This is a genomic window from Alcaligenes faecalis (assembly GCF_005311025.1).
Lineage (GTDB): Bacteria > Pseudomonadota > Gammaproteobacteria > Burkholderiales > Burkholderiaceae_B > Alcaligenes > Alcaligenes phenolicus.
Window position 1 is genome coordinate 19,555 of sequence record NZ_CP031747.1, and the last position, 26,483, is coordinate 46,037.

At 57.4% G+C, this 26,483-nt stretch carries 27 protein-coding genes; 10 read left to right on the forward strand and 17 right to left on the reverse strand.

Annotated elements, in window-relative coordinates:
• Positions 1-27: 27 nt before the first annotated feature.
• From D0C27_RS00090 to radC, 4 genes are all read right to left on the reverse strand, one after another.
• Positions 28-705 carry an aspartate/glutamate racemase family protein gene (locus D0C27_RS00090; RefSeq protein ID WP_137430165.1) on the reverse strand — a complete coding sequence of 226 codons (678 nt, stop codon included), beginning with the start codon at positions 703-705 and terminating at the stop codon, positions 28-30.
• A gap of 38 nt (positions 706-743) precedes the next feature.
• The gene (locus D0C27_RS00095; protein WP_137430166.1) at positions 744-2,162 is read right to left on the reverse strand and encodes an MFS transporter; all 1,419 of its coding nucleotides are present in this window, start codon (positions 2,160-2,162) and stop codon (positions 744-746) included.
• Positions 2,163-2,433: 271 nt separating this feature from the next.
• Positions 2,434-3,276, reverse strand: a complete 843-nt coding sequence (locus tag D0C27_RS00100) for a MurR/RpiR family transcriptional regulator (protein WP_137430167.1) — start codon at positions 3,274-3,276, stop codon at positions 2,434-2,436.
• Between the two features lie 93 nt (positions 3,277-3,369).
• Positions 3,370-4,041 carry a RadC family protein gene (gene radC, locus D0C27_RS00105; protein WP_022983307.1) on the reverse strand — a complete coding sequence of 224 codons (672 nt, stop codon included), beginning with the start codon at positions 4,039-4,041 and terminating at the stop codon, positions 3,370-3,372.
• Positions 4,042-4,090: 49 nt separating this feature from the next.
• On the opposite strand from radC, the gene D0C27_RS00110 reads away from it, so the two are divergent.
• The 6 genes from D0C27_RS00110 to D0C27_RS00135 all read left to right on the forward strand — a co-directional run bounded on the left by D0C27_RS00110 (position 4,091) and on the right by D0C27_RS00135 (position 9,373).
• On the forward strand, positions 4,091-4,567 hold the full coding sequence (locus D0C27_RS00110; protein ID WP_230940668.1) for an FKBP-type peptidyl-prolyl cis-trans isomerase: 477 nt from the start codon (positions 4,091-4,093) through the stop codon (positions 4,565-4,567).
• Complete coding sequence (gene ispH, locus D0C27_RS00115; protein WP_115633902.1) at positions 4,567-5,538, forward strand: 4-hydroxy-3-methylbut-2-enyl diphosphate reductase; 972 nt, start codon at positions 4,567-4,569, stop codon at positions 5,536-5,538. The genes D0C27_RS00110 and ispH overlap by 1 nt, the downstream gene beginning before the upstream one ends.
• A gap of 33 nt (positions 5,539-5,571) precedes the next feature.
• Positions 5,572-6,219 (forward strand): maleylacetoacetate isomerase, encoded by a 648-nt coding sequence (maiA, locus tag D0C27_RS00120; RefSeq protein ID WP_137430168.1) that lies wholly within the window; start codon positions 5,572-5,574, stop codon positions 6,217-6,219.
• A 117-nt stretch (positions 6,220-6,336) separates the two neighbouring features.
• Positions 6,337-7,212 carry an NAD(P)-dependent oxidoreductase gene (locus D0C27_RS00125; RefSeq protein WP_083053291.1) on the forward strand — a complete coding sequence of 292 codons (876 nt, stop codon included), beginning with the start codon at positions 6,337-6,339 and terminating at the stop codon, positions 7,210-7,212.
• Between the two features lie 78 nt (positions 7,213-7,290).
• A complete protein-coding gene (locus tag D0C27_RS00130; protein WP_137430169.1) occupies positions 7,291-8,745 on the forward strand; it encodes a YdgA family protein in 1,455 nt (484 codons plus the stop codon).
• A 250-nt stretch (positions 8,746-8,995) separates the two neighbouring features.
• The gene (locus D0C27_RS00135) at positions 8,996-9,373 is read left to right on the forward strand and encodes a translation initiation factor (RefSeq protein WP_137430170.1); all 378 of its coding nucleotides are present in this window, start codon (positions 8,996-8,998) and stop codon (positions 9,371-9,373) included.
• Between the two features lie 7 nt (positions 9,374-9,380).
• Here D0C27_RS00135 and D0C27_RS00140 read toward each other — a convergent pair whose 3' ends face one another.
• The 10 genes from D0C27_RS00140 to D0C27_RS00185 all read right to left on the reverse strand — a co-directional run bounded on the left by D0C27_RS00140 (position 9,381) and on the right by D0C27_RS00185 (position 16,727).
• Positions 9,381-10,151, reverse strand: coding sequence for a MipA/OmpV family protein (locus D0C27_RS00140; RefSeq protein WP_009456452.1), 771 nt, complete (start codon positions 10,149-10,151; stop codon positions 9,381-9,383).
• A 131-nt stretch (positions 10,152-10,282) separates the two neighbouring features.
• The gene (locus tag D0C27_RS00145) at positions 10,283-10,585 is read right to left on the reverse strand and encodes a hypothetical protein (protein WP_060186918.1); all 303 of its coding nucleotides are present in this window, start codon (positions 10,583-10,585) and stop codon (positions 10,283-10,285) included.
• A 21-nt stretch (positions 10,586-10,606) separates the two neighbouring features.
• Entirely contained in the window at positions 10,607-11,380 is a 774-nt protein-coding gene (gene dsbG, locus D0C27_RS00150) for a thiol:disulfide interchange protein DsbG (RefSeq protein ID WP_035272568.1), read from the reverse strand.
• A 150-nt stretch (positions 11,381-11,530) separates the two neighbouring features.
• Positions 11,531-12,142 carry a Maf family protein gene (locus tag D0C27_RS00155; RefSeq protein WP_137430171.1) on the reverse strand — a complete coding sequence of 204 codons (612 nt, stop codon included), beginning with the start codon at positions 12,140-12,142 and terminating at the stop codon, positions 11,531-11,533.
• Positions 12,143-12,166: 24 nt separating this feature from the next.
• A complete protein-coding gene (rlmH, locus tag D0C27_RS00160) occupies positions 12,167-12,637 on the reverse strand; it encodes a 23S rRNA (pseudouridine(1915)-N(3))-methyltransferase RlmH (RefSeq protein WP_009456141.1) in 471 nt (156 codons plus the stop codon).
• A gap of 73 nt (positions 12,638-12,710) precedes the next feature.
• A complete protein-coding gene (gene rsfS / locus D0C27_RS00165) occupies positions 12,711-13,115 on the reverse strand; it encodes a ribosome silencing factor (protein WP_009456142.1) in 405 nt (134 codons plus the stop codon).
• A gap of 8 nt (positions 13,116-13,123) precedes the next feature.
• Positions 13,124-13,741, reverse strand: coding sequence for a nicotinate (nicotinamide) nucleotide adenylyltransferase (gene nadD, locus D0C27_RS00170; RefSeq protein WP_009456143.1), 618 nt, complete (start codon positions 13,739-13,741; stop codon positions 13,124-13,126).
• Positions 13,732-14,637: an oxygen-dependent coproporphyrinogen oxidase gene (gene hemF / locus D0C27_RS00175; RefSeq protein ID WP_060186928.1), complete on the reverse strand. Its 906-nt coding sequence runs from the start codon at positions 14,635-14,637 to the stop codon at positions 13,732-13,734. The genes nadD and hemF overlap by 10 nt, the downstream gene beginning before the upstream one ends.
• Before the next feature lie 21 nt (positions 14,638-14,658).
• Positions 14,659-15,948, reverse strand: coding sequence for a phosphoribosylamine--glycine ligase (purD, locus tag D0C27_RS00180; protein WP_022983309.1), 1,290 nt, complete (start codon positions 15,946-15,948; stop codon positions 14,659-14,661).
• Between the two features lie 47 nt (positions 15,949-15,995).
• A complete protein-coding gene (locus D0C27_RS00185) occupies positions 15,996-16,727 on the reverse strand; it encodes a YebC/PmpR family DNA-binding transcriptional regulator (protein WP_026483044.1) in 732 nt (243 codons plus the stop codon).
• Between the two features lie 139 nt (positions 16,728-16,866).
• On the opposite strand from D0C27_RS00185, the gene D0C27_RS00190 reads away from it, so the two are divergent.
• From D0C27_RS00190 to D0C27_RS00200, 3 genes are all read left to right on the forward strand, one after another.
• Complete coding sequence (locus D0C27_RS00190) at positions 16,867-18,369, forward strand: helicase HerA-like domain-containing protein (RefSeq protein WP_115633899.1); 1,503 nt, start codon at positions 16,867-16,869, stop codon at positions 18,367-18,369.
• Complete coding sequence (locus D0C27_RS00195) at positions 18,369-19,307, forward strand: 2-hydroxyacid dehydrogenase (RefSeq protein ID WP_083053296.1); 939 nt, start codon at positions 18,369-18,371, stop codon at positions 19,305-19,307. Before D0C27_RS00190 ends, D0C27_RS00195 begins: the two co-directional genes overlap by 1 nt.
• Positions 19,308-19,435: 128 nt before the next feature.
• The gene (locus tag D0C27_RS00200) at positions 19,436-20,506 is read left to right on the forward strand and encodes a tartrate dehydrogenase (RefSeq protein ID WP_009456162.1); all 1,071 of its coding nucleotides are present in this window, start codon (positions 19,436-19,438) and stop codon (positions 20,504-20,506) included.
• Between the two features lie 4 nt (positions 20,507-20,510).
• Here D0C27_RS00200 and D0C27_RS00205 read toward each other — a convergent pair whose 3' ends face one another.
• Positions 20,511-21,371 (reverse strand): DMT family transporter, encoded by an 861-nt coding sequence (locus D0C27_RS00205; protein ID WP_060186912.1) that lies wholly within the window; start codon positions 21,369-21,371, stop codon positions 20,511-20,513.
• A 148-nt stretch (positions 21,372-21,519) separates the two neighbouring features.
• Here D0C27_RS00205 and D0C27_RS00210 point away from each other — a divergent pair, with 148 nt between their 5' ends.
• On the forward strand, positions 21,520-22,506 hold the full coding sequence (locus D0C27_RS00210) for a quinone oxidoreductase family protein (RefSeq protein WP_035272583.1): 987 nt from the start codon (positions 21,520-21,522) through the stop codon (positions 22,504-22,506).
• A gap of 254 nt (positions 22,507-22,760) precedes the next feature.
• Here the strand turns inward: D0C27_RS00210 and D0C27_RS00215 are convergent, their stop codons facing one another.
• Positions 22,761-23,786 carry a class 1 fructose-bisphosphatase gene (locus tag D0C27_RS00215; RefSeq protein WP_009456167.1) on the reverse strand — a complete coding sequence of 342 codons (1,026 nt, stop codon included), beginning with the start codon at positions 23,784-23,786 and terminating at the stop codon, positions 22,761-22,763.
• Complete coding sequence (gene pepN, locus D0C27_RS00220) at positions 23,783-26,461, reverse strand: aminopeptidase N (protein ID WP_137430172.1); 2,679 nt, start codon at positions 26,459-26,461, stop codon at positions 23,783-23,785. The genes D0C27_RS00215 and pepN overlap by 4 nt, the downstream gene beginning before the upstream one ends.
• Positions 26,462-26,483: the final 22 nt, after the last annotated feature.

Sequence of the window (26,483 nt, forward strand, 5' to 3'; positions counted from 1 at the left end):
GGGTGTCTCCTTGTGTGGTACAGCGTGTTATGGCTGATCTGGGGGCAGGCGCTCGGCCATAAGCTCGCAGGCAGCAATGATGGGATTGATCACCGGCACAGCCAGCCTGCTTTGCAGGGCCTGGGCGCTTTGGGCCAGTGGGCCGCCGCCGATGATGACGGCGCGGGCACCGTCCTGTTCGATACATGTCGCGACGCTATCGGCCAGTTCCTGATCCTGACGATCAGGGGCCTGGGCCAGATCCAGTGGGGCGGTAGGGGTCAGGCGCAGGCCGGAGAATTGTTCGCTCCAGCCATAGCGCTGTACTTGATCCAGAATGGATTGCTCCAGACCGGGGGTGGTGGTGGCAATGCCAAAAGGCGTGCCTGCTCGGGCAGCCAGCATCATGGAGGCCTGACCGATGCCGATGACCGGAACCGTGAGGCGTTCAGTCAGGGATTGCAGGCCGGGATCTCCAAAAGCGCCGACGATGACGCCATCAACGTCTTGCGCCTGGGCTAGCACCTGCGGGTGCCTGGATATGGCGGCGGCCTGCTCCAGTTCTTCCATTTCGGTCAACATGCCCGGTCCCTCAGGGGCGGTCAGCCCCCGGACCTGGATGTCGCGGCGCTGCAGGCTCTGGAAACAAGCCTGGGCAAGCGCCACCATCATGTCCGTGGTGGGACGGGAAGTATTGGGGTTGATGAGCAGTACGGTATGAGACATAAATACAAGGGCCGCAGCAAGGCGGCTTTTTAAGTGAATCAGGTATCCAGGGGGCGACCAAAGGTTTCGGGCGCCAACTGCAGGACAGCGGCAAAGGTGATGTACATGCCCGCCATCAAGGTGAACATGCCGGCTACACCGTAGCCTTCCAGCACCCAGCCGCTAAGCGTAGGGATAAAGGCGCCCGCCAGGGTGCCCAGCGCCAGAATGAAGGCGGTGCCAAAGGCGCGGACGCGGGTGGGATACAGTTCGGGGGAGAAAATCCAGATCGTGGTGTTCAGCAGCAGCACGCAGAACTGGAAAGCAGCACCGAACAGCAGCACCAGGTAGATATTGAAACTCAGGAAGCCAAAGGCCAGACCGCTGGCGCAAGCCAGTAACGCTCCGTAGGTGAAGACGCGCTTGCGAGGCACGCGGGAGCCCAGGTAAGAGGCGGTCAAGGCACCCAGCAGGCTGCCCGACTGCATCAGGATTGTGAAGGTATAGCTTTTCACCAAAGAATAGCCTTGCTCCACCAGCAGGGTAGGCATCAGGGTCAGAACCGTCAGCTGTGCGCCATAGGTCATGCACACGGCAATGCCGGTCACCAGGGTGCGCATGGCCAATGGGCCTTGAAAAATCTCGTTCAAACGCACCCGCTCTGCTTTTTGTGCCTGCGGGCCGCTGTGCAAATAAGGATAGGGATTGGCAACGTGACGGCCCAGCTTGCCCGAGGCCAGAATATTCAAAACCTGATTGGCCTCCTCGATACGCCCTTGCGACACCAGGAAACGGGGCGTTTCAGGAATGTAGCGACGGTAAAACAGCACCATGAAGGCAGGCATGACCAGCAGGCCAAACACCCAGCGCCAGCTTTCAGGGCCGGGAAAGAGGGTGAAGACCAGCAAGCCGAAGGCCGGGGCCAGCATATTGCCCAGACCGCCACCTGCGACGTTGATCGTGCCGACAGCCGTGCCGCGAAAACGCGAGGAACAGAACTCGGCCAGCATGGTGACGGCAATCGAGATTTCGCCACCCAGACCAAAGCCGACAATCATGCGACCCAGGCCCAGTACCCAGTAGCTGGGGGCCAGGGCGCAGATCAGGGCGCCCAGCGTGAACAGGGCCAGATTGATGGTCAGCATGACGCGGCGACCGTAGTGATCGGCGATATAGCCGGACAGCAAACGCCCCAGGGCGGCAGCAGCGAAGGTCAAGGTGTTCAGAAACCCCACATCACGAGGCGTCAGCCCCCAGTGTTCCTGCAGCAGCGGGCCGACCAGGCCCACGGCATTTTGCTCGAGCACGTCAAACAGGACGCCCAGCAAAATCAGGGCCAGCACTTTGCGGTGCGAGTTGGTGACGCCTATGGTTTCCAGCGAGTTTTCCAGTTGCTGCTGAACCGTGTGATTGTTGGCCGTAGAACTGGCCTGTACCTGCCCGGTATCGGCTGGCAAGGTTTGCTGCTTGCTAGACATGGTTTCTCCTCGTTTCAGGGCGTGTATGAGCCCAGCATTATTTTTTCAATCATTATTGGTATGAAAAAATATTTTCAAAACTAGGGTAAACGAGAAAGATTTTGCAGTGTCTGCAGATTGTCGGAGCAGGGCGTTGATATACAAGGATTTTTAATAAAAAAAAGGATCATCGCCGTTTGCGTATGATCCTTATCTGATTCCAGCCATGAAACTTCTAGGCTGGCTTGTCTACGGAGTGCCTGATATGGGCCTGCAATACGAGAGTAGCGGTCTACAGCTCCAGAAAGCTGTCATGGAAAGCCTCCACCAGACCTAGATGACGACGCCCGGCAGGACCGGCCTGATCCATCACCTGGCTCAGGATCAGATGGCACAGCCCGATCACCGCCACGTGATTATCCAGCACACCAGGCGATTGGACATCACAGCGCAAGGTCCAGCGACAGGCGCTTTTCTCCGGGCTGAGCTGGTCAGTGATTTGCAACACATTCGGGTTCAGCTGCGCCATCTGCCCAATCAGCTGATCCATATTGCGCACCCGGCGACGCAGGGCAAAAATCACCACGACATCGTCAGCGTGTATGCCTGCCAGATGTTCCCCCATGGTCTCGCCAGGGCCGGGAATCAGTTGAGCCTCAGGGACGATTTGCAGCAACTGCCAGCGAAAGTAATTGGCCAGGGCATGGCTGGATCGAAACCCCAGAACCCATACTTTGCGCGCACCCAGAATGGCCAGGGCGATTTCTTTCAGCAACGAGTCGGGGATGCGTCTATAGGTAGCGGCCAGGTTGTTCTGACTTTGCTGCAAGTGTGTGGCCAGCGAGCGCTCGGCTTCTGTTTCAGTGGCTGCCAGCAACAGGGGTGAACCTGCTTTCTTTTCGGAGCGCACTTGTTTGCGGGCGGCCTCGTAATTGCTGTAGCCCAGGCGTCGAATAAAGCGGGTGACCGTCGCATTGGACACATTGGCCAGGGAGGCCAGCTCCGAGGCGGTGTAGCCGGCCAGGTCGCCCGGAAAGTCCAGGGCAAATTCCGCCAGACGTCGCTCTGATGGGGATAGATCGTGAAGAATGTCACGTACGCGTCCAACAAAGGACTTGACGGCGGGATCAGACATGGCGCTCCGTACTCTTGTAGTGTGTTCTGGATTTTACGGGGAAGCTCATGGAACTGTATCAAAAATAAGGTGGCATTCACCGCCCTGAACCGTCTATAGATCTCCGCGCTCGGCCATGGAGACAGTCTGGCTGGGCGTGACAATAATGTGGTCCAGCAAGCGTATATCGACCAAAGCCAGTGCCTGACGAATGTGCCGGGTCAGCCGGATATCGGAGGCGCTGGGATAGGCGGCACCGGAAGGGTGATTGTGCGCCAGAATAATGGCACAGCTGTGGTGACGCAGGGCGGCGCGCAAAATCTCCCGTGGGTAGACTGAAGCCTGGTTGACTGTGCCCCGGCTGATCTCCTCGGCGCAGATCAGTCGTAGCTGATTGTCCAGAAACAGGGCCAGGCAATGCTCCACGGGCAAATGTCCAATATGGGCCAGACAATATTCGCGCACCTTGTCCGCCTGGTTCAGCACCGGCAAGTCCGTGAGTGATTCCAGGGCACAGCGGCGTTGCAGTTCCCGGATAACCAACAGTTCCGCACATTTGGCCGGCCCGATTCCGTCCAGTTGGCGCAGGGCAGATGCATCAGCCGATAATAATCCTTTGAGTCCGTTAAAATGGTCCAGCAACATCTGGCCCAGCTCGACAGCATTGCGCCCGCGTGTACCGGTGCGCAGGACAATGCCCAGCAGTTCCGGGGTGCTCAGACAGGCAGGGCCGTGCGCCAACATGCGCTCACGGGGCCCTTGGCGGCGTAAAGTGGATGTGGCCATAAGAAACGCTAAAATGCGGTAATTGAATGATTTTCTATAGTGAGCGATCGTGAGTAACTCTGCTAGTTCCGAGCTTGGAATTGTCCGTCAGGATTCCTACCTGACTTTGCACTATCGTATAGAGCTGGCCAGTGGCCCGGCGGCAGGCTCTGTATTTGCGGATACCTTTACGGGCCGCCCGGCGACCTTGCAACTGGGCAATGGTCAGTGGGCCCCCGGTATGGAAGAGAAACTGCTGGGTCACCGTGAAGACGAGCGCTTTCAGCTCGACATTACTCCCGAGGATGCATACGGCGCCCGTAATCCGGACCTCTTGCAGCGCATCACTCGCGAAATGCTGGCCAGCAACGCCGCCGAAGGCGCGGAATTCGTGCCCGGTGATATGGTGGAGTTTGCCGCCCCTAATGGCAGTCGCTATTCGGGCGTGCTCAAGGAAATCGACGACAAGACCGCCTTGTTCGATTTCAACCATCCTTTGGCCGGTGTGGCTTTGCGCCTGGATGTTCATATTTTGGGGATTCTGTAATGAGTCAAGCTACTCCCGTTCAGAACGCTGAGGTTGTTCTGGCCCAGCCCCGTGGATTCTGTGCTGGGGTCGATCGCGCGATTGATATTGTCGAACGCGCTTTGGAATTGCACGGTGCACCAATCTACGTGCGCCATGAAATCGTCCATAACCGTTACGTGGTGGAAGACCTGCGCAATAAAGGGGCGATCTTTATTAAAGAGCTGGACGAGGCTCCCTCGGGTGCAATCGTTATTTTTTCGGCTCACGGCGTATCGCGTCAGGTGCGTGACGATGCCGAAAAGCGTGGCCTGAAAGTCTTTGACGCCACGTGTCCGCTGGTGACCAAAGTGCATATCGAGGTCTCTCGCATGCGCGCCGAAGGCCGGGAAATCATCATGATTGGTCACGTCGGACACCCTGAAGTCGAGGGTACGCTGGGGCAGGCTGATGGCGGCATGTACCTGGTGGAAACGCCCGAGGACGTCGCCAACCTGAAAGTGGCCGATCCCGACAAGCTGGCCTTTGTGACGCAAACCACCTTGTCCGTGGACGATGCGGCAGTTGTGGCCCAGGCCTTGCGCGAGCGCTTCCCCAATATTGTGGAACCCAAGAAAAGCGATATCTGTTATGCCACACAGAACCGTCAGGATGCGGTCAAGATCATGGCTCCACAGTGTGATCTGGTCCTGGTGGTGGGCAGTACCAATAGCTCCAACTCCAACCGTTTGCGCGAAGTCGCCGAGCGCAAGGGGGCTGAAGCCTATCTGCTGGATAAACCGGAAATGATTGATCCGGCCTGGCTGATCGGTAAAAAGCGCGTGGGTGTGACGGCCGGCGCTTCTGCTCCGGAAGTTCTGGTGAATCAGGTGATTCAGCGCTTGCAGGAACTGGGCGTAGGTAAAGTGCGGGCCCTGGATGGTGTGGAGGAAAACATTGCCTTCCCGCTGCCCCGAGAGCTGTCGCGCAAGATTGAAAGCCTGAACAAATAAAAAACGATTTTTGCAGGGTGGACAGGAGACAAGATGATTCTGTATAGCTACTTTCGCAGTTCCGCTGCTTACCGGGTGCGGATTGGTCTGAACCTCAAGGGTCTGAACTACCAGATCAAGCCTGTACACCTGCTCAAGGATGGTGGTCAGCAGCATCAGCCCGATTATGTGCAGGTCAATCCCGTGCAACTGCTGCCCGCTTTGGATGATGATGGTCTGATCATCACGCAATCCCTGGCCATCCTGGAATATCTGGACGAACGCTATCCTGAGCTGCCTTTGCTGCCCAAAGCGTCGGCAGAGCGGGCTTGGGCACGTTCCATGGCCCAAACCGTGGCTTGCGATATTCATCCGCTGAATAATCTGCGCGTGTTGCAGTATTTGAAAAACGAACTGCACGCCCAGGAAGATGCTCGCAATCAATGGTATCGCCATTGGGTCAGCGTAGGGTTGGAAGGCCTGGAAGCCTTGGTGCAGCGCCATGGCAAAAAAGATCATGATTTTATTTTTGGCGATACTCCTGGTCTTGCCGAAATCTGCCTGATTCCTCAAATGTTCAATGCCCGTCGTTTTGACATTGATCTCAGCACATTTCCACGCCTCTTGGCTGTGGAGGAAAAATGTCTGGAGCTGTCTGCCTTTCAGGAAGCGGCCCCCGACCGCCAGCCCGACGCGGCTTGAGTATCAGCATAAGGGCGGTCCCTTGTTGGGCCGACCAGACTTCACCCGCCTGACAGGCGGGTTTTTCTTGCCCCGTTTCAATTGGCTGGATGATGTTGGGGGCGTAAAGGACGAGACATGAATATTGGTTTTTGTGGTTTGGGCCGTATGGGTCAGCCTATGGTGCGCCGCTTGTTGAATGCCGGTCATCAGGTTCGTATCTGGAATCGTTCCAAGGACAAGGGGCAAGCCCTGATCGAAGCCGGTGCCCACTGGTGCGATACCCCGGCGCAAATGGCCGAGCAGTGCGAAGCCGTGTTCCTGTGTGTCTTCGATGCACAGGCTGTGCACGACACGGTCCTGGGCGAGCAGGGCCTAGCGTCGGTGCAGGGAGCCTTGCGGATTGTGGTGGACCATTCCTCGATTCCTCCACAGGCCACACGCGAGATGGCTGCCCAATTGCAGCAACGTTGCGGGGCTCATTGGCTGGATGCTCCGGTATCCGGTGGTGTGGGCGGAGCAGAACAAGGCACGCTGGCCATCATGGCGGGCGGGCAGGCGGCGCAGCTGGATCGTGTTCGTCCGGTGCTGGCCGCGTATTCGCAGCGCGTCACCTTGATGGGGGCGGTAGGGGCCGGCCAAGTAACAAAGTTATGCAATCAGACCATTGTGGCTACCACCTTGACCGCTATCGCCGAGGCCTTGAGCCTGGCCAATGACAATGGCGTGGACGCCTCCAAAATCAGTGAGGCCCTGGGGGGCGGTTGGGCCGATTCGGTTTTGCTGCAATTGTTCGTGCCGCGCATGACTACGCCCGACAATCAAGTAAAAGCGTCGGTCGATACCATGTTGAAGGATTTGAATACCGTGGCGGAGCTGGCCAGTGCCAGTCACACCAGCATGCCAGTGGCTCATGCAGCCCAGCAAACCTATCGTGCGGCCCATCGTTTGGGCTTGGGCGCAGACGATGTCGCTCGCATTACGCATGTGAATAGTTACAATTACGGGGAATAAACTACCATCAGTCAAACTTAGTTTCGGTATTATGTCGGCTATTTGAAGTTGGGACTGTAGGTCTACAAAAGGGAAGTCATGAAGAAAAGTACAGGGCTGGTCACACTGGTTGTCGTGTTAGCGGCCGCATACGGCGGTTCGACCTGGTACACCGGTAAGAAAACTGAAGCGCTGGTGGGTGAGAAAGTGGCCCAGTTCAATACCCTGGCTGCCGAGCAGATGCAGCAAATGGGCATGAGCGAGTCGGTCGTCATGAACGTGGTGGACTACCAACGTGGCGTATTTTCCTCTACTGCTCGTTACACCATCACCATCAAGCCTTCCGACGCTGAAGAGAAGCCTCTGGAGCTGACTTTTGATGACAAGATCAGCCATGGCCCGCTGCCTATGTCGGCAATGGCTCTGGGTAACTTCACCCCTGTTGCCGCCTTGTCGCACAGCACTCTGGTCAAGACCAAAGACACCGAAGGCTGGTACAAGCTGACGGGCGACAAGACCCCTTTGTGGGCGGACAGCCTGGTCGGTTTTGACGGTGCCGTGGACTCCAATGTGCATTTTGAAGCCATCAAGCACCAAGGCGACGAAGTCAAAGTAGACTTCAGCGGCGGTCAATTGCGCACCAAAGCCGGTGGCAAGAGCAAAGATATTGTTGTGACCGGCAGCTTCCCCAAGCTGTTTGTTGATGACATCAGCGCAGATCCCTTGAAGCTGGAAGCCTCCAACTTCGTGGTGGACTTCAAGCAAGACGGTGACATCAATGTCAGCGGCACCCAGGTCGGCAAGCTGAGCGTCGATGACGTCAAGATGCAATCTGCCGAGACCGATGGTATTACTTTCAAGCAGATCGCCATCAATTCCGATGCGGTCACCAAAGACTCCGTCAGTGATACCAAGGTTGTTTACGCGCTGACTGATCTGGTGTTTGAAGACAAGGTCAAGCTGGGTTCGGTTGAGCTGTCGATGAACTTTGACCGCGTTTACGCACCTGCAATCTCCGCCCTGTCCAAGCTGATTTCCGATTCCAATCTGCAAAACGATATGGACTCGGTAGATGGCCCAACGGCTCAGAAGATGATGGAACTGGTGCTGCAGGCGCTGGAGCACAAACCTGTGCTGCGTGTTGAGCCTCTGCGTTGGTACACCGCCGCTGGCGAGTCCAAAGCCACACTGCGTATGGACTTCCAAAAGCCCAATGCGACCTTGCAAGAGCTGCAAACCAGTCCTGAAATGTGGATCGAAGCCATTCCTGCTGCTCAGCTGGATGTTCTGATTTCCAAGCCCATGCTGCGTGGCCTGGCTGCCGAGATGGACAAGGCTGAAGGCCTGTCGCCTGAAGAAGGCAATGCTGCCATGCTGGACATGATTCTGGATGCGGCTGTCGCTCCTTACGCCGAATCCAATATGGTCAAGAATGACGAGAACGGCATTTCCACGGCCATCAAGTACGACGGCAAGGATCGCGTGTTCGACATCAACGGCCAGCGTTTCACTTCCGAGCAATTGCTTGGTCTGGTCCTGATGGGCATGATGTAATTCGTCTGGGCCTGGTCCAGCGTAAAGCCCACCGAAGTTCGGTGGGCTTTTTTTTACTGTCGGGCCGTCCCAAGGCTCGGCGCCCCCGGTAAAAAGCCCCCTTGGGGATGAGCCTGGACACACAGTAGTCCATTGCGGACTGCTGTGTGCCTGGCGAATCCGAGCGGCATGCAAGCCGCGAGGTGGAGCGCAAGCCGAAGGCGCAGCGTGGGGGCCTTTTTTATTTAATCAGCGAAGGGAGCCAGATTTTATGGCCAGCTTATCGGATCAGCTGTCTCGGCTGGTGTACAGCACGGAACAAGGGCGTATGTGTCCTGATTGCGGGCAGCCACAAAAGCAATGTCGTTGCGAGGAAAATCGGCGCGAGCAAAGCCTGTCTCAGACTCAGGGGCCGGTGCGCTTGAGTCTGGAAACCAAAGGGCGAAAAGGGAAGGGAGTGACCGTGGTAACGGGCCTGGTGATGCCCGAGGAGCAGCTCAAGGCGCTGGTCAAGGAACTGAAGAACGCCTGTGGAGCGGGCGGGACGCTGAAAGAGGGAACGCTGGAGATTCAGGGCGATCATCGAGCCGTTGTGCAGGCTCGCCTGGAACACAACGGCTTGACGGTCAAGCGGGTCGGCAGACCCTGACAGGAATTTAGAAGCTGTAGCCCAAGCCTACGCCACCAAAGACGCTGCTTTTCTTCTCGACTAGCGGGCTGTCTTTGGCTTCTTCACCCAAGGTGTTCACGCCCAGCAGACCTTGCAGGGACCAGCTTTCGCTGATCTTGTGGGTGTACTGGCCGTACAAGGCATAAGAGCGCAAACCAGCGTCAGGGCGGTAGGTGCGCAGTTGTCCATTGCTGCCAGCAGCTTCATGCGACTTCACGCCAAAATAGGTGCGCATGGCTTTTTCGTTGGACCATTTCAATTCGGCACCCAGCGAGAAGCTGCTGTCCTGATCGTTCCAGAGGCGGTAGCTCAAATCCAGAACGGCCGTGGCGCCATAACCGCTTTTCAGTGCCTGGTAGTAGCTGCCTTCAATCTTGGCATTGCCCAGTTGGTAAGCAGTAAATACACCCAGATTGCCGTGACGATCAATATCATCAGTTCCGTACAGGCGGTCGGCATCACCGGATTTACGGGCACGGGCCAGAGCGGCGTAAGTACCGATAGTCCAGTTGTCTGTCAGATTGGTTTGCAGACCGATGGCAGGCATGCCTGCTTTGGGGGCCAGGAAAAAGTGGCCGTTACGGTGCGAGAGCAGAGGGTAGAAACGGCCGTCGTAGCTGTCAGCCCCTTCGTACTTGGGGGCAAAGCCAACACCGACACCCACGGTAGTTTGCTGTGCAAGTGCCTGGCTGGTTCCTAAAGCACATAAAGCCAGTAAAAGGCAGGGACGCAGAGCAGAACGGACGAGGGTGGGCATGACGGATTCCTTGTGATACGGGTAAAAACAGGCCCGCTTGTCGCGAGCTTAGCTATCGTATCAAGGTTTGGGCGGGGGCAGGCAGAATCATGACCGGCCAGTATGGTCTGTTGTTCTGGCCCTACACCCCATCAGGCTCGAATGTAAATCCAGTTTTCCGTCTGTAGTTTCACCAGGGCGGTGATGGCCCCTTGCTCCAAGGTTTGGAAGCGTTCTGGCGCACTGAGGGACTGATTGCGCAGTGTGTTGGGGCACAGGTAGGTGTAGGCGTCGCAATCGTGTTCCGCGCCTTCTACGCAGGCTTTAACGGCCTGCGCATTGGCGATGATGCGAATCTGGGCATCCGGTATGTCCTTGAGCAAGTTGCGCGCATTGCTGCGGGCACGCTCCAGGGCATGGGTGGTGGGGGCATGCAAGAGAACACGAGTACTCATGAATAAATGTCCTGCTTGAAATTAGCGTGGGCCAAAAACGCGTTCGGTAATGTCGGGTGAAGCGCCGGTCTGCATTTGAATGCGACCTTGCTCATCTTGCCAGACCATGGCGGGGGTGGCACGCAAATCCCAGCCCATCATCAGATCTTCATTACGGGTCAGATCGGCTTCAATATCGCTGGGCACACTGTCCAGGCCTTTCACACCGGCACTGCGATCTTTCAGCATGGCCAAAGAGTGCTCGTTCAAGGCCTTGGTGGGATCCTTGGCAGCCAGGATGGCGGCCGATTTCAGGCTGCTGCTGGGGGCCAGAATGCCCACCATGACGTGGCGCAGCTGTACTTTGCCGGACTCAACCCAGGGGCGAGCCATTTGCCAGAACTGCATGCAGTAAGGGCAATTCGGGTCGGTAAACACGTAGACCACGCGTGGCGCCTTGTCGTCGCCATCCTTGATCCAGCGGGATTTTTCCAGCTTGCCCAGCATGTCCTTGGCAATGGCGGGTTGCACCAGTTCGTCCAGACCGGCCGGGCGTACCTCTTCACCCTTGGCATCGATCATGGTGCCCACCATCATGTGCTGCCCGTCGGGCAGGTTATAGATGGCCAATGCGCGATTCCCGCTATACGCACCCCAGGCTTTCAGGCCACCGGGAGCATCAAATTCGCCCACAATGGATAGCCCTTGCTCTTCCAGGGCCTTCAGGGCAGCGGGGCGATCGGCGGCTTGGACGACGGTGCTGGCGCACAGTAAACCGGCCAAGGCAAGACGGATCGAAAAAGAGGAAAGCGGCATGGTGGTTAATCCTGCAAAACAGTCGGTGAATGTATATATCCAAAAAATATATACTAAGATCCAAATGGAATAAAAGAATGGGACTAGACCTTGCCTGGATAGTTCCCCATTCCTGTTCTGATCAGGTTGTTTCTCTGTATTAGCCGGTCTTTAGGCGCGGATCTTCAGATTGGCCAGTTCCAGCAAGCGGTAGGTTTCGTGAACAGGCAAGCCCATTACGCCGGTATAGCTGCCACTCAAGTGGCTGATAAAAGCACCGCCCAGACCTTGAATGCCATAGGCTCCCGCTTTACCCATAGGCTCGCCGCTGGCGCAGTATTCCGCAATTTCTTGTTCGTTCAGCGTTTTGAAGCTGACTTCGCTGATGCTGATACTTTCAAACTCCACACCACCTACGCCCAGGGACAAGGCGGTCATCACTTTGTGACGGCGGCCCGAGAGCTCGCGCAAGATGCGTGCGGCATCGGCCAGATCAGCAGGTTTGCCAAATATGGTCTCGTCCATGCAGACCGTGGTGTCGGCACTCAAAATAGCGCGCTCCTGATCCAGACTGCTGTCCTGTGCTCGCCATTCCAGGGCGCGCAGCAGCTTGTCGCGGGCCGTGCGACGGACATAATCCAGCACCGCTTCCTGTTCCAGACGCGGTTCATCCTCGCCCGGAGGGCTGGGCACATGCAGGATTTCATGAGTGATCTGGATGCTGTTGAGCAGATCGTGGCGACGTGGACTGGCTGAGGCCAGATAGATGGGCTGAAAAGGCATAAGAAACCAGGACTAAAAGAAGGTTCAGGCGCGGTGGTAAGGATGCCCGGTCATGACGGACCAGGCGCGATACAGTTGCTCGGCCAGAAAGATACGTACCAAGGGGTGGGGCAGGGTCAGGGAGGACAGACGCAACATGCCGTGGCAGCTTTGCTTGAGTGCCGCATCCAGTCCGTCCGGGCCACCGACCAGAATGGCAATATCCTGACCGCTGCTGCGCCAACGCTCCAGCTCCTGAGCCAGCTTGACGGTGGTCAGGTCCTTGCCGCGTTCGTCCAGGGCGATGCGCATCGCCTGGGCGGGAATGGCCGCTTCAATGCGTTTGGCCTCGGCCTGCATCATCTGGGCAGGCGTCTTGCCGCTGGTACGGGGTTCGGCCTTGATTTCGCGCAGCTCGATGGCGCAGTCCTGGGGCATGCGGCGAGCATATTCCTGCCAGCCTTGTTCCACCCAGTCGGGCATGCGCTGACCTACCGCGATGACAATGAGTTTCATGAAATGTCGTAAAAGAAAAAAGGCCGCATCGTAAGCTGCGGCCCGGGTATTGCCGACAGGACAGAGGAAGGGTTTAGTCTTCGTCTTCGTCGGCGCTGGCAAAAAAGCCAGCCGGTGGAACCTGGCGCGATTGCGGCAGCAGTTCCACTTCGACAGGGCGCTCGCCCCAAAGTTCTTCCAGGTTGTAGTACTGGCGGATGGCCGGCTGCATGCAATGCACCACGATGTCACCCAAATCCAGCAACACCCATTCGCCGGTGTCCTCGCCTTCATGGGCCAGGACTTCGACCTTGTTTTGGCGGGCCTTGTCAAACACGCTCTGGGCCAGAGCGCGGGTTTGCCGGTTGGAAGTACCACTGGCAATGACCACACGATCGAACAGGCCGGTCATGTGGGTAGTGCTAAAGACCTTGATGTCTTGAGCTTTGACGTCCTCGAGGGCATCGATGACGAGTCGTTGAAGTGTTTCTATATTCATAAAAAGAACTATACAGGGCGCGCCTGTGGGTGGGAAAGATAGAGCCGTTTTTTGTCAATGTATTGAGCGACTTCTTCCGGGACCAGGGCGGTGATGTTGTCACCGCGCTGCACTCGCTCCCGAATCTGGGTGGCCGAGATGTCCATGGGCAGAAAGTCAATCTGATGCAAACGGCGCTGAAGTCGACTCAGTTCCTGCTGCAAGGCGACGGGCGTCTCCAAAGGACTGCCGGGGCGCTGGGCAACAGCCAGTTCGACGTATTCAAGAATTTCTTGCCAGTCGTTCCAGCTGCAAAAATTATGCAGTTGGTCGCTGCCTAAAATCCAGTAGTAGCGCGACCCGGCGGGCAAGCTGCGCACCGTGTCGATGGTGTAGGTTGGGCCACCGCGCTCGATCTCTACGGGGTTGACCTGCAAGCCCGGATGGCTTTGGGCGGCCAGCTCGGCCATGACCAAACGATCCTGGGTGCTGGCACCCAAGGCGTCGCGTTGCCAGGGCTGGGCAGCGGGCAGCAACTGAACCTGGTCCAGCTGCAGCTGGTCGAACGCGGCAAGCGCCAGCGCCACATGAGCTTTATGGATGGGGTCGAAACTGCCACCCAGGAGCCCGACACGCTTTAAATCCATTCGCGAGGCACCAGGTATTGCGCCAGGGCCGCTTCTGGCGTACCGGGTTCAGGCGACCAGTTGTAGCGCCAGTTCGCCTGGGGTGGCATGGACAATAGGATGGATTCCGTACGCCCACCTGATTGCAGGCCAAACAGGGTGCCACGGTCAAAGACCAGATTGAATTCGACATAGCGGCCGCGACGAATGGCCTGGAAGTCACGGTGCGCCTGGGTGTATTCCTGATCCATGCGGGCACGCACGATAGGTGCATAGGCATCGGTAAAGGAATTGCCCACGGAGCGGGTCAGGGCGAAGCTGGCTTCAAAGCCGGGCTCGTTCAGGTCGTCGTAGAAAATGCCGCCAATGCCACGGGTCTCGTTGCGGTGCTTCAGATAAAAATATTCGTCGCACCAGCGCTTGTAGCGCGGGTAGTAATCCGCACCGTGCGGCGCCAGCGCATCGTGGCACACCTGGTGGAAATGGCGGGCATCGTCTTCGTGCAGGTAGTAGGGCGTCAAGTCCAGACCGCCACCAAACCAGAACACATCCTCTTGATCCGCTGTTTGGGCCTGGGCCACAAACATGCGCACATTCATGTGCGTGGTGGGCACAAAGGGATTGCGCGGGTGAATCACCAGCGAAACACCCATGGCCTCCCAGGGGCGTCCAGCCAGTTCGGGGCGGTGGGCGCTGGCCGACGGAGGTAGGGTGTGGCCTTTGACATGGCTGAACAGAACGGCCGCCCGTTCAAAAACAGGGCCGTTCTCCAGCAGGCGGGACAAACCGCCGCCGCCTTCTGGACGATCCCACTGGTCCGACTCGAAAGGCGTGCCATCCAGCTGCTCCAGAGTGTCCACGATGTGGCTTTGCAACTGACGGAAATAAGCCTGGACGGTATCAATGGGTAAAGACATGAAAAGACCTTGCTGCGACAATCAGGATTCACTGCTGGGCAGAGCGCGCCAGCCGATATCGGTGCGAAATTGCTTGCCGTCGAAATGCGTTTGGGAAATGGCCTCGTAGGCGGCTTCCTGAGCGCGACGGATGGAGTCGGCCATAGCGGTGACACACAATACACGACCACCTGTGGTGACCACGGTGCCGTCTTTCATCTGCGTGCCTGCATGGAAGGTGATGCACTCGTCGGTGTCTTTCGCAAATTGCGTGATGGCATCACCAGTACGAGGCTCTTCGGGGTAATTGGCCGCGGCCAGTACCACGCCAATGGCGGTACGACGATCCCATTCGATGGTGGCCTCGTCCAGCTTGCCAGCCAGAGCCAGTTCGAAGGTTTCGGTCAGATCGCTCTTGATGCGCATCATGATGGGCTGGGTTTCAGGGTCGCCCATGCGGCAGTTGAATTCCAGCACCTTGATAGGGCGGGTAGCGTCCGGGCCATCGTCAATCATCACGCCTGCGTACAGAAAGCCGGAGTAGGGCAAGCCTTCCTTGGCCATGCCTTGCATGGTGGGGTGAATGACTTCGCGCATGATGCGGTTATGCAGCGTGGGGCTGACGATAGGGGCGGGGGAGTAAGCACCCATGCCGCCCGTGTTCGGACCCTGATCGCCGTCTTTCAGGCGTTTGTGGTCCTGGCTGGTGGCCATGGGCAGCACATTCTTGCCGTCACACATCACGATGAAGCTGGCTTCTTCGCCGGTCAGGCATTCTTCCACGACCACGCGGGCACCGGCGGCACCAAAGCGGCCATCGCCCAGAATGTCGTCAATGGCGCCCAATGCTTCTTCCAGCGTGGTGGCCACAATCACGCCCTTGCCAGCGGCCAGGCCATCGGCCTTGACCACAATGGGAGCGCCTTGCTGACGGATGTAATCCTTGGCGGCGTCCGGATCGGTAAAGGTCGCGTAGGCTGCCGTCGGGATGTTGTGGCGCACCATGAAGGCTTTGGCGTAGTCCTTGGAGCTTTCCAGCTGCGCGGCAGCCTGGGTGGGACCAAAGATTTTCAGACCGGCCGCACGGAAGGCGTCCACAATGCCGGCGGCCAGCGGTGCTTCCGGGCCGACGACAGTGAAGGCAATTTTTTCTTGCTTCACAAAGGCAATCAGTTCCTGGATATCGGTGATGGCCAGGTTTTCAATACGTTCGGCACGCGCGGTACCGCCATTGCCCGGGGCAACGTAGACAGTCTGCACGCGTGCAGATTGGGCCAGGCGCCATGCCAAGGCGTGTTCACGGCCGCCGCTGCCGACAACAAGTAGCTTCATAGTGATGAGTCGGGCAGGGCCCGCAAAGAGGAGTTTTCAGAAATAGCTTATTCGGCTTCGTCCATGACGGCGGTGGTGTAGACCTCTTGGACATCGTCCAGGCCTTCCAGTGCGTCCAGAAGTTTTTGCATCTTGACGGCATCGTCGCCGCTCAGTTCGGTTTCGTTCAGGGCTTTCATGACCACGCCTTCCACTTCAGGCGTCAGGCCAGCGGCCTGGAACGCGGCTTGCACAGCCGGGTAGTCCGTAGGAGCGCACAGCACTTCGATCAGGCCTTCTTCGTCGGTCACGATATCGTCGGCACCAGCTTCCAGGCCGATTTCCATAATCGTGTCTTCCGAAGTGCCCGGAGCGAACAGAAACTGACCGCAGTGGCGGAATTGAAACACGACCGAGCCATCCAGACCCAGATTGCCGCCATTTTTTGTAAAGGCGTGACGCACATCCGAGACCGTGCGCTGACGGTTGTCGGTCATGCAGTCCACAATCACGGCCGCGCCGTTAATACCGTAGCCTTCGTAGCGAATTTCTTCGTAGTTGGCATCGTCCGCGCCGCCTGCGCCGCGCTGGATGGCGCGCAGAATGTTGTCTTTGGGCATATTGGCAGCGGTTGCCTTGTCCCAGGCCATGCGCAAACGTGGGTTGGACTCGGGGTCAGGGCCGCCGGCACGTGCGGCCACGGTGACCTCACGAATGATCTTGGTCCAAAGTTTGCCCCGTTTTGCGTCTTGACGACCTTTACGGTGCTGAATATTCGCCCATTTACTATGTCCGGCCATAAAGTATTACCAATTCAGTAGACTACGTTCAAAGAAAAACAGATCTATTTTAACCTGTCTGCGCGACAAGGCCCGAGCTTGGGCGAAAGTCGCTAGAATCTAGGCACTTGGCATTCTATCCGGAAGAGAACAAACAATCATGGCTGATCCAATTTTGCTTGCTCAGAATAGCGATACTCCCATTTACCTGTTGCCAGCACTGGCCAATCGGCATGGTTGTATTACGGGGGCCACCGGGACGGGGAAAACCGTCACCTTGCAGGTACTGGCCGAAGCCTTTTCCCGTCTGGGAACGCCGGTTTTTCTGGCCGACGCCAAAGGCGACTTGAGCGGGATTTCACAGGCCGCCCAACCCAATCCCAAGTTGCAGGAGCGTCTGCAAAAGCTGGGCCTGCCCGAGCCAGCCTGGGGGGCGAACCCGGTCACCTTCTGGGATATTTTTGGCGAGCAGGGTCATCCGGTCCGGGCCACGATTTCCGACATGGGGCCTTTGCTGCTGTCCCAGATTCTGGAGTTGAACGATACCCAGGAAGGGATTCTCAATATCGTCTTTCGTCTGGCAGACGACGAGGGCCAGTTGATTCTGGACCTGAAGGATTTGCGCGCCGTGCTGCAGGACGTATCGGACCGTGCTGCCGAGCTGCGCAATCAGTACGGCAATATCGCGGCAGCCAGTGTGGGGGCAATCCAACGCGCCTTGCTGCGCCTGGAAACGCAGGGGGCGGATCGCTTCTTTGGTGAGCCAGCGCTGGATGTGATGGACTGGATTCGTACCGACTCGGCCGGGCGCGGCATGATCAATGTGCTGGCAGCCGACAAGCTGATGCAGTCCCCCCGCTTGTATGCGGTCTTCCTGCTGTGGATGCTGGCCGATCTGTACGAGCGCCTGCCGGAAGTGGGCGATCTGGACAAACCGCGTCTGGTTTTCTTCTTTGACGAAGCCCACTTATTGTTTACAGGTGCACCAAAGGCCTTGCTGGAAAAAGTCGAGCAGGTTGTGCGTCTGATCCGCTCCAAAGGTGTGGGTATTTATTTCGTGACACAAAACCCGCTGGATATTCCCGATACCGTTCTGGGTCAGCTGGGTAATCGAGTACAGCACGCCTTGCGCGCCTTTACACCGCGTGATCAGAAAGCCGTCAAGACAGCAGCGCAAACCATGCGCCCCAATCCCGGTCTGGATATTGAAGCGGCCATTACCGAGTTGGGCGTGGGCGAGGCCCTGGTGTCCATGCTGGATGCCAAGGGGATTCCCACGCCTACCGAGCGTGCCTGGCTGGTGGCTCCGGGTAGCCGCATTGGCCCTGCTACCGATGCGGAGCGGCAAACGGTACGACAGGCGTCCTTGTTTGGCTTGAAGTACGACCAGGCAATTGACCGCGAATCCGCCTACGAGGTGCTGGCCAAAAAAGCGGCTGATGCGGCTGCCAATGGTGCCGCGGGTGCCACGCAGCCGGGAGCGGCGGCAGGCAAGGACGAAGGCCTGATGGGTGTCGTCAATGACTTTCTGTTTGGATCAACCGGGCCGCGTGGTGGCAAGAAGGACGGCTTGGTGCAAAGCATGATCAAAACCGAGACCAAACGGGCTGCCACCAAAGTGCTGCGTGGGGTATTGGGTTCTTTATTTGGAGGGAAACGTTAATGCCCACGCAACTGCCTCATTTAATTGTTGCCACCACAAGGCCATCAGAAACAACACGTTGGGCGGATGAATTCCGCAAAGCCTATCCCGATTGGAAAGTTGATGAGTTTGTAGCGGGTCAGCCCAGCACCGGGGCGACCTACGCCATCGTCTGGCAGCCGGATGCGGCCTTGTTCAAGCAAGAACCCCATTTGCGCGCCACCTTCAATCTGGGGGCGGGCGTGGATGCCGTCGCAGGGACCATCCCGGCCGAGATGCCTTTGTACCGCTTGGAAGATGCGGGCATGGCCGAGCAAATGGCCGAATATGCCTTGTATGGCGTGCTGCGTGCGGTAGGCCGTTTTCAGCCCTACGAGGAACAGGCGCGTGAAGGAAAGTGGAAAGCCTACCGCCCGATCGACCGCCGCCAATGGCCAGTCGCTGTGCTGGGGCTGGGCGCGATTGGCAGCAAGATTGCCAAGGTCATCGCCAGTCTGGGCTATCCCGTACATGGCTGGTCGCGTCGTCTGCACGAAGCGGACTTTCCTTGCTATGCCGGTGAAGAGGGCTTGAAAGAGTGCGTCTCTGCCAGCCGTATCCTGGTCAACGCCTTGCCACTGACTCCGCAAACAGAAGGTTTGATCAACCGCGACGTATTGTCGAATTTGCAGCCTGGTGGCTATTTGATCAACGTCGCTCGCGGTGGCCACTTGGTCGATGCCGATGTGCTGGACGCCCTGAAGAGCGGTCATCTGTCAGGCGCTTTGCTGGATGCCTTTACCCAGGAGCCGTTGCCAGCCGATCATCCGTATTGGGGTATTCCTTCTGTGATGGTTACGCCTCATATTTCGGGTATCACCGTTCGTGAATTGGCATTGGAGCAAATTGGCTCGCGCATCGAGCTTTTGCAGCAAGGCAAGCCTGCGACTGGTCGGGTGAATCACAGTCAGGGCTATTAATCCTGAACCGATTTGGACTAGCCTGCCGGCACCGTGGAAGCTGGCAGGCTAATTGCTGTTTTGTGAACAGAGCAGCGTCTTTTCAGAATAAGGCCGTGGAGGCCATGTAAAACCACAAGGAAAGAGGAATGAGTAAAGTTCATCGTATTGCCGTGATCGCGGGAGACGGGATCGGCAAGGAAGTCATGCCTGAAGGGCTGCGTATTCTGGAAGTGGCCGCTCGCCGTCACGCCATCAATTTTGATTGGAAAGTGCTGGACTGGAGCTCGGACTACTACCAAAAGCACGGCACCATGATGCCTTCGGACTGGAAAGCCCAATTAATGGATACCGAGGCCATTTTCTTTGGCGCCATGGGCTGGCCTGATCTGGTTCCCGACCACGTTTCGCTGTGGGAATCTCTGTTCAAGTTCCGTCGTGAATTTGATCAATACATCAACTTGCGTCCTGTGCGTTTGATGCCTGGTGTGCGTTCGCCACTGGCAGGTCGTGAGCCCGGTGATATCGATTTCTTTATCGTGCGCGAGAACACCGAAGGTGAATACTCCAATAGCGGCGGCATCATGTTTGAAGGCACGCAGCGCGAAGTGGTGATTCAGGAAAGTGTCTTTACCCGCACGGGTACGGACCGAGTCTTGAAGTTCGCTTTTGAACTGGCTAAAAAACGCGGTAAACACGTTACTGCTGCGACCAAGTCCAACGGTATTTCGATTTCCATGCCCTGGTGGGATTCCCGCGTGGCCGCCATGGGCGAGCAATACCCGGATGTGAAATGGGACAAGTATCACATCGATATTCTGTGTGCACACTTTGTGCAGCACCCGGACTGGTTTGATGTTGTTGTAGCTTCCAACCTGTTTGGCGATATCTTGTCCGATCTGGGCCCGGCATGTACCGGCACCATCGGCATTGCACCGTCGGCCAACCTGAACCCCGAACGCGTATTCCCCTCCTTGTTTGAGCCCGTGCACGGCTCGGCTCCGGATATTTATGGCAAGGGCATTGCCAACCCGGTCGGTCAGATCTGGAGTGGTGCCTTGATGCTGGATTTCCTGGGTTACCCCCAGGCAGCCGCCGAAGTAGTGCAAGCCATTGAGCAGGTTCTGGCCAATGGCCCACGTACCCCTGATTTGGGTGGTCAGGCCAGCACAACACAAGTAGGCGAGGCTATCGCCCAAGTGTTGGAAGCGATGGCCTAAGCCATCAGTTGGACTTGGGTGGGCGCAAGCCTGCCCAAGTGATGGCTCCAATCATGATGGCGCCACCCAGCAGCGCACGACTGCTGGGGTATTGAGCGAAAAGCAGCGCTGCAAAAGCGATGGCGTAGACAGGTTCCAGGGCGATCACAATCCCGGCACTGCGAGCATTCAGAACGGTTAGCGCAGAGACCAGCAGGTAGTGCGACAAGGCCGTACAAAACACCCCCAGCAGTGCAATCCATACCCAGTCCACCAGCGTGCTGTCGCCCAGCAGCGGTATGGCAAAAGGCCAGCACATCAGGGCGACAAACAGGTTTTCCCACCAGGCCACTTGCTGTGCCGACAAGTGCTTGGCTGCGCGTCGGTTGATGAGGGTGAACATGGCGAAAGTAAAGCCGGAGGCAATGGCCCAGGCCAGGCCAATGGTGGATTGATCCTGGAAATCAAAAGAGGGGGTCACCAGCAACAAGCCCACGGTGACCAAGGCCAGAATGATCCACTCCGATACGGTAACGCGCTCGCGCAGTACGGCCCATTCACACAAGGTAATAAAGGCCGGGAAGCTGGCAAAGCCCAAGGTGGCAATGGCCACGCCGCCCACTTTGACGGCCACAAAAAAAGTGGCCCAGTGAATGGCCAGCATGATGGAGGCCATTAGCAGGGTGCGAAAGTCCGCTGTTTTCATGCCCTGACCCAAACCGCGCCCTTGAGAGCGAATGCTGATAAACAAGGCCAGGACTGCAAAGCTGGCTCGGCCCGCGGTGATCAGCATGGCGCCGACCTGAATGAGTTCACCAAAAATGCCGGTCAGTCCGAACAGAACGGCGGCCACATGAATGGCAGCCAGAGCACGTCCATGCGTCATGGAAAGCGATCCGAGAAAAAAGGAGTCAATTTAGGCTATTCTGGTGTTTTATATCAGCCAGTGATAGGGCTAGTGGGTCGGGCAGGCAATAAGAGCAAGGCATTATTCTAAGACATTGCTACGGGCCCCTCATCAAAGGAGTAAAACAATGACGCAGACGGTTAAGGCGATACGGATTGAGCGTAATGGTGGTCCGGAGGTATTGCAGTGGGCTTCGGTAGAGCTGCCCGCTCCGCAGGAGAAGGAAGTCACCATACGCCAAAAAGCAGTGGGCTTGAACTTTATCGACATCTATTTCCGTAATGGCCTCTACAGCAATCCCTTGCCGCATGGTTTGGGTTTTGAAGCGTCCGGCATTGTGGAAGCAGTCGGTTCGGGTGTCACGCATCTGAAAGTGGGTGACCGTGTTGCCTACGGTCAAAGCCCGCTGGGTGCGTATGCCGAGGCTCGTAATGTGCCTGCTGATCGTGTGGTACGCATTCCTGATGGCGTCACTTTTGAGCAGGCGGCGGCCATGATGCTCAAAGGTTTGACGTGCTGGTATTTGCTGCGCCAGACCTATCGCGTGCATGAAGGCCAGACGATTCTGTTTCATGCCGCTGCGGGTGGCGTGGGCTTGTACGCCTGCCAATGGGCACGTGCTTTGGGCGTGAAATTGATCGGTACGGTGTCCAGTCCCGAGAAAGCCGCTTTGGCGAAAGAGAACGGTGCGTGGGAAGTGATTGATTACTCCCACGAAGACGTGGTGCAGCGCGTGCTGGAACTGACCAATGGCCAGAAAGTACCTGTCGTATATGACGGCGTGGGCAAGGATACCTGGGAGCGCTCGCTGGATTGCTTGCAGCCGCGTGGCCTGATGGTCAGCTTTGGCAATGCCTCCGGCCCGGTAACCGGTGTGAATCTGGCGACGCTGGCATCGAAGGGTTCCTTGTATGTGACCCGTCCTGTGCTGGGGGCTTATGTGCCTACACAGGAAACCATGCAAGATGCCGCTGACGAAATGTTCGAGCTGGTGCTGCAAGGCAAGATCAAGCCGCTGATCGGTCAGCGTTTCCCGCTGGATCAGGTTGCCAAGGCCCATGAGGAATTGGCAGGGCGTCGTACCACGGGCTCGACGGTGTTGACGCTGGATTAAGGCGGATTATCGGGTAAGAAGGGGGATGAACAGCTAGCCCTTGCTCAGCGCTGCGCTTGATATAACAGGTGTAAGTCAGGCATCCACTCTTCTGGCGTTGCTTGTTTTTCCTGATGTCCCGATTTGTATGTCAGGTATTTTGAAAGCCCGATAAGCACGCAGCCCCAATAGTTCTACTTATAAAAAATGGCCTCCTTAGCGGAGGCCATTTTTATTTAGCAGTGCGGCAGCCGCTGAGATTCAGCGGACAGGAATCAGCCTTGCTCGTGGTACTGACGCACGCGCTCGACTTCATTGCGCGAACCCAGAATCACGCCAATGCGCTGGTGCAGCTCGGTAGGTTGCACGTCCAGAATACGCTGTGTACCGTCAATCGACATGCCACCGGCCTGCTCGACCAGGAAGCTCATGGGGTTGGCTTCGTACATCAAACGCAGCTTGCCCTTGCGACCGGAGGCACGGGCATCGCGCGGGTACATGAAGATACCGCCACGGGTCAGGATGCGGTGTACATCGGCCACCATGGAGGCGATCCAGCGCATATTGTAGTTTTTGCCCAGTGGGCCGTCCGGGCCAGCCAGGCAGTCGTCGATATAGCGTTTTACCGGGGCTTCCCAGTGACGCATATTGGACATATTGATGGCGAACTCGGAGGTGTCCTCGGGGATGGTGATGCGCTCGGTGGTCAGCACCCAGGAGCCCATTTCCTTGTCCAGAGTGAAGGCGGCGACGCCGTCACCGACAGTCAGGACCAGCATGGTTTGCGGGCCGTAAATGGCATAGCCGGCGGCAACCTGACGCACGCCGGGTTGCAGGAAGTCTTGCTCTTCGATGACGCGATCACGTGCTTCAGGTGGGACGCTCAGGACCGAGAAGATCGTGCCGATGGACACGTTCACGTCAATATTGGACGAGCCATCCAGCGGATCGAACAAGAGCAGGTTTTCGCCCTTGGGGTAGTAATCGGGAATGCGGTGCAGGGTATCCATTTCCTCGGAGGCCATGGCCGCCAGGTTACCGCCCCATTCATTGGCTTCCAGCAAAATTTCGTTGGACAGCACATCCAGCTTTTTCTGAACTTCGCCCTGGACATTCTCGGAGTCCAGAGAACCCAGAACGCCGCCCAGCGCTCCTTTGCTGACGGCATGGCCAATGGCCTTGCATGCGCGAGCCACTGTTTCCAGCAGCAGGCGCACGTCGGCGGTGACCGTTTTCTTCTGGCGCTGTTGCTCCACCAGATACTGAGTAAGGTTTTTCTTCAAGACAGACTCCGAGGTCAAAGAGTTAATGCTTTATGTACGATTTCGGCCACATTGCCCGACAGGCCAGGTTCGGCCTGAATACGCTCCAGCGCTGCCTTGAGCAGGTCGCGGGCTTCGGGTTCAAAGCGGGCCCAGTTATCAAACACACGGGCCAGACGGGCAGAGATTTCCGGGTTGAGCTTGTCCAGGGCAATGACTTGCTCAGCCCAGAAGGCATAGCCTTCCGGCGTGTGTACAGCCTGCATATTATTCATGCAGAACTGGAAAATCAGAGAGCGGGCGCGGTTGGGATTGCGCATCGAGAAAGCGGGATGCAGCATCAGGGCGCGCACCTGGGCAACTTGCGTGCTGGGGGCGGTGGCCTGCAAGCTGAACCAGCGGTCCAGCACCAGAGGATTGTCCTGCCAGCGCTGGAAAAAGTCATCCAGGCCGTCTTGACGATCCTCTTGGTCACCGTAATTCACCAGAGCGCTCAAGGCACCCATGCGATCAGTCATATTCGTGGCCTGATCGTATTGATTGCGTGCCAACTGCGGGCCGGTATTCACACCGGCAACCAGCAGGTAATTCAGGGCCAGATTGCGCAAGGAGCGCTGGCCAGCCTGCAAGGCGTCGGGGCTGTACGGGGCTTGCTCCAGGCTCAGGTACTGATACAGTTCCTGCCAGTAGGGAGTCAGGGCCAGGCCCAGCTCACGTTGCAGCTGACGACGGGCCTGAACCACGGCGCGCGGGGTCATGGGCTTGGTTTGTTCCAGCAATTCGCGCTCGCTGGGCAGGGACAGGATGCGCGCCTTGTAAGCAGGGCTCAAGGCCGGGTCTTGGACCAGCGCATGCCAGGTTTGCACCACGGTCGCCAATTGTGCGGCCGACGGTGTGCGTCCCGATGCCGAGGACAAGATCAGACGGGTCGCTAGCAGTTGAGCCGCTTCCCAACGTGCAAATGGATCCGCGTCGTGACGGGCCAGCAAGGCCAGCTCGGAATCCGGACGGTAGTAGTCCACCCGCACAGGCGCAGAGAAATTGCGCAACAAGGATAGGACGGGCGCCTCAGGAATCTGCGTGAAGGTCCAGCTTTGTTCGGCTTGCGTGAAATCCAGTACCAGCGTATCGCCTTGCTGACCATCCAGGTGCAGGGTCAGTGGTGCGCCTTGCTGATCCAGCATGCCCAAGGCAAAGGGGATGTGCAAAGGTGGCTTGGGTGTGGATTTGTTTTCGATCCCGGCGGGCGCATTGCTTTGACGCAGGGTCAGCGTAGCGGTTTGAGTGGCAGGGTCGTGCTGCAGGCTGACCTGAACGCGTGGCGTTCCCGCTTGCTGATACCAGCGGCGGAACTGTTCCAGGCTTTGGCCGGGTTTGACCTGGCGATACACGCTGTCCATGCTGTCCACGAAATCGTCGCAAGTGACTGCCTGGCCGTCATGGCGCTTGAAGTACTCACGAATACCAGCCTGGAAGTTTTCTTCACCCAGCAAGGTGTGCTGCATGCGAATGACTTCCGCACCTTTCTCGTAAATTGTGGCGGTGTAAAAGTTGCTGATTTCCTGATAGCTCTCGGGGCGGATGGGGTGAGCCATTGGGCCGGCATCTTCAGGGAACTGGGCCGCGCGCAGGACGCTGACATCATCAATGCGTTTGACGGCGCGGGCGCTGGCGGCTTGAGCGCCGTCCAGCCCTTGAGCCAGCATGTCGGCCGAAAACTCCTGATCGCGGAAAACCGTCAGACCTTCTTTCAGGGATAGCTGGAACCAGTCGCGGCAAGTGACGCGGTTGCCGGTCCAGTTATGGAAGTACTCATGGCCAATAACTGCTTCCACGGCGTGAAAGGACGCATCGGTAGTGCTTTGTGCATCGGCCAGCACGTAGGCGGCATTAAAGATGTTCAGGCCCTTGTTTTCCATCGCGCCCATATTGAAGTCGCGAGCGGCCACAATCATGAAGCGGTCCAGATCCAGTTCCAGCCCAAAACGTTGTTCATCCCAGCGTACCGAATGTTCCAGGCATTCCATGGCCCATTCTGTTTTATCGCCGTCACCACGATCGCAATAAACCTGCAATAGGGCAGGCTGGCCATTGGCTTTTTTGATTTCGCGTTCGCGCACATCAAAGTCGCCAGCAACCAGTGCAAATAAATAAGAAGGCTTTGGAAATGGGTCTTCCCAAATGGCCTGGCTGCGTCCATCGTCCAGCGTAGTGCTTTCCAGCAAATTGCCGTTGGACAGCAGATAAGGGTAGAGCTTGGCATCGCCGCGCAGGACCACTTCATAACGGGACATCACATCAGGACGGTCCGGGAAGAAGGTAATACGACGAAAGCCCTGGGCTTCACATTGGGTAAACAGGTTCTGGCCCGAGACATACAAGCCCATCAGCATGGTGTTGTCTTGGGGGCGGCAACGGCTCACCAGCACCAGATCACATTCTGCGGTCTGGGGCGCGAGCGTCAGGCCCTGTTCATCAAGCTGGTAATCCTGGGCGGTCAGGGCGACCCCGTTGAGGCTGACTTCAAGCAGTTCAATGTCTTCGCCGTCCAGTACCAGGGGGCGGATCTGGCCGTCCCGGCTGCTGGCTCGAAAAGCCAGACGAACCAAGGTTTGCTCGGCCGCCAAATCAAATTCCAGCCGTACCTTATCTATTTGATAAGGGTAGGGCTGGTAATCGTGGCGGGAGATCGTAGGTAAGGTGTCTGTGCGCATGTGATCCTGGTCCGACAATCGA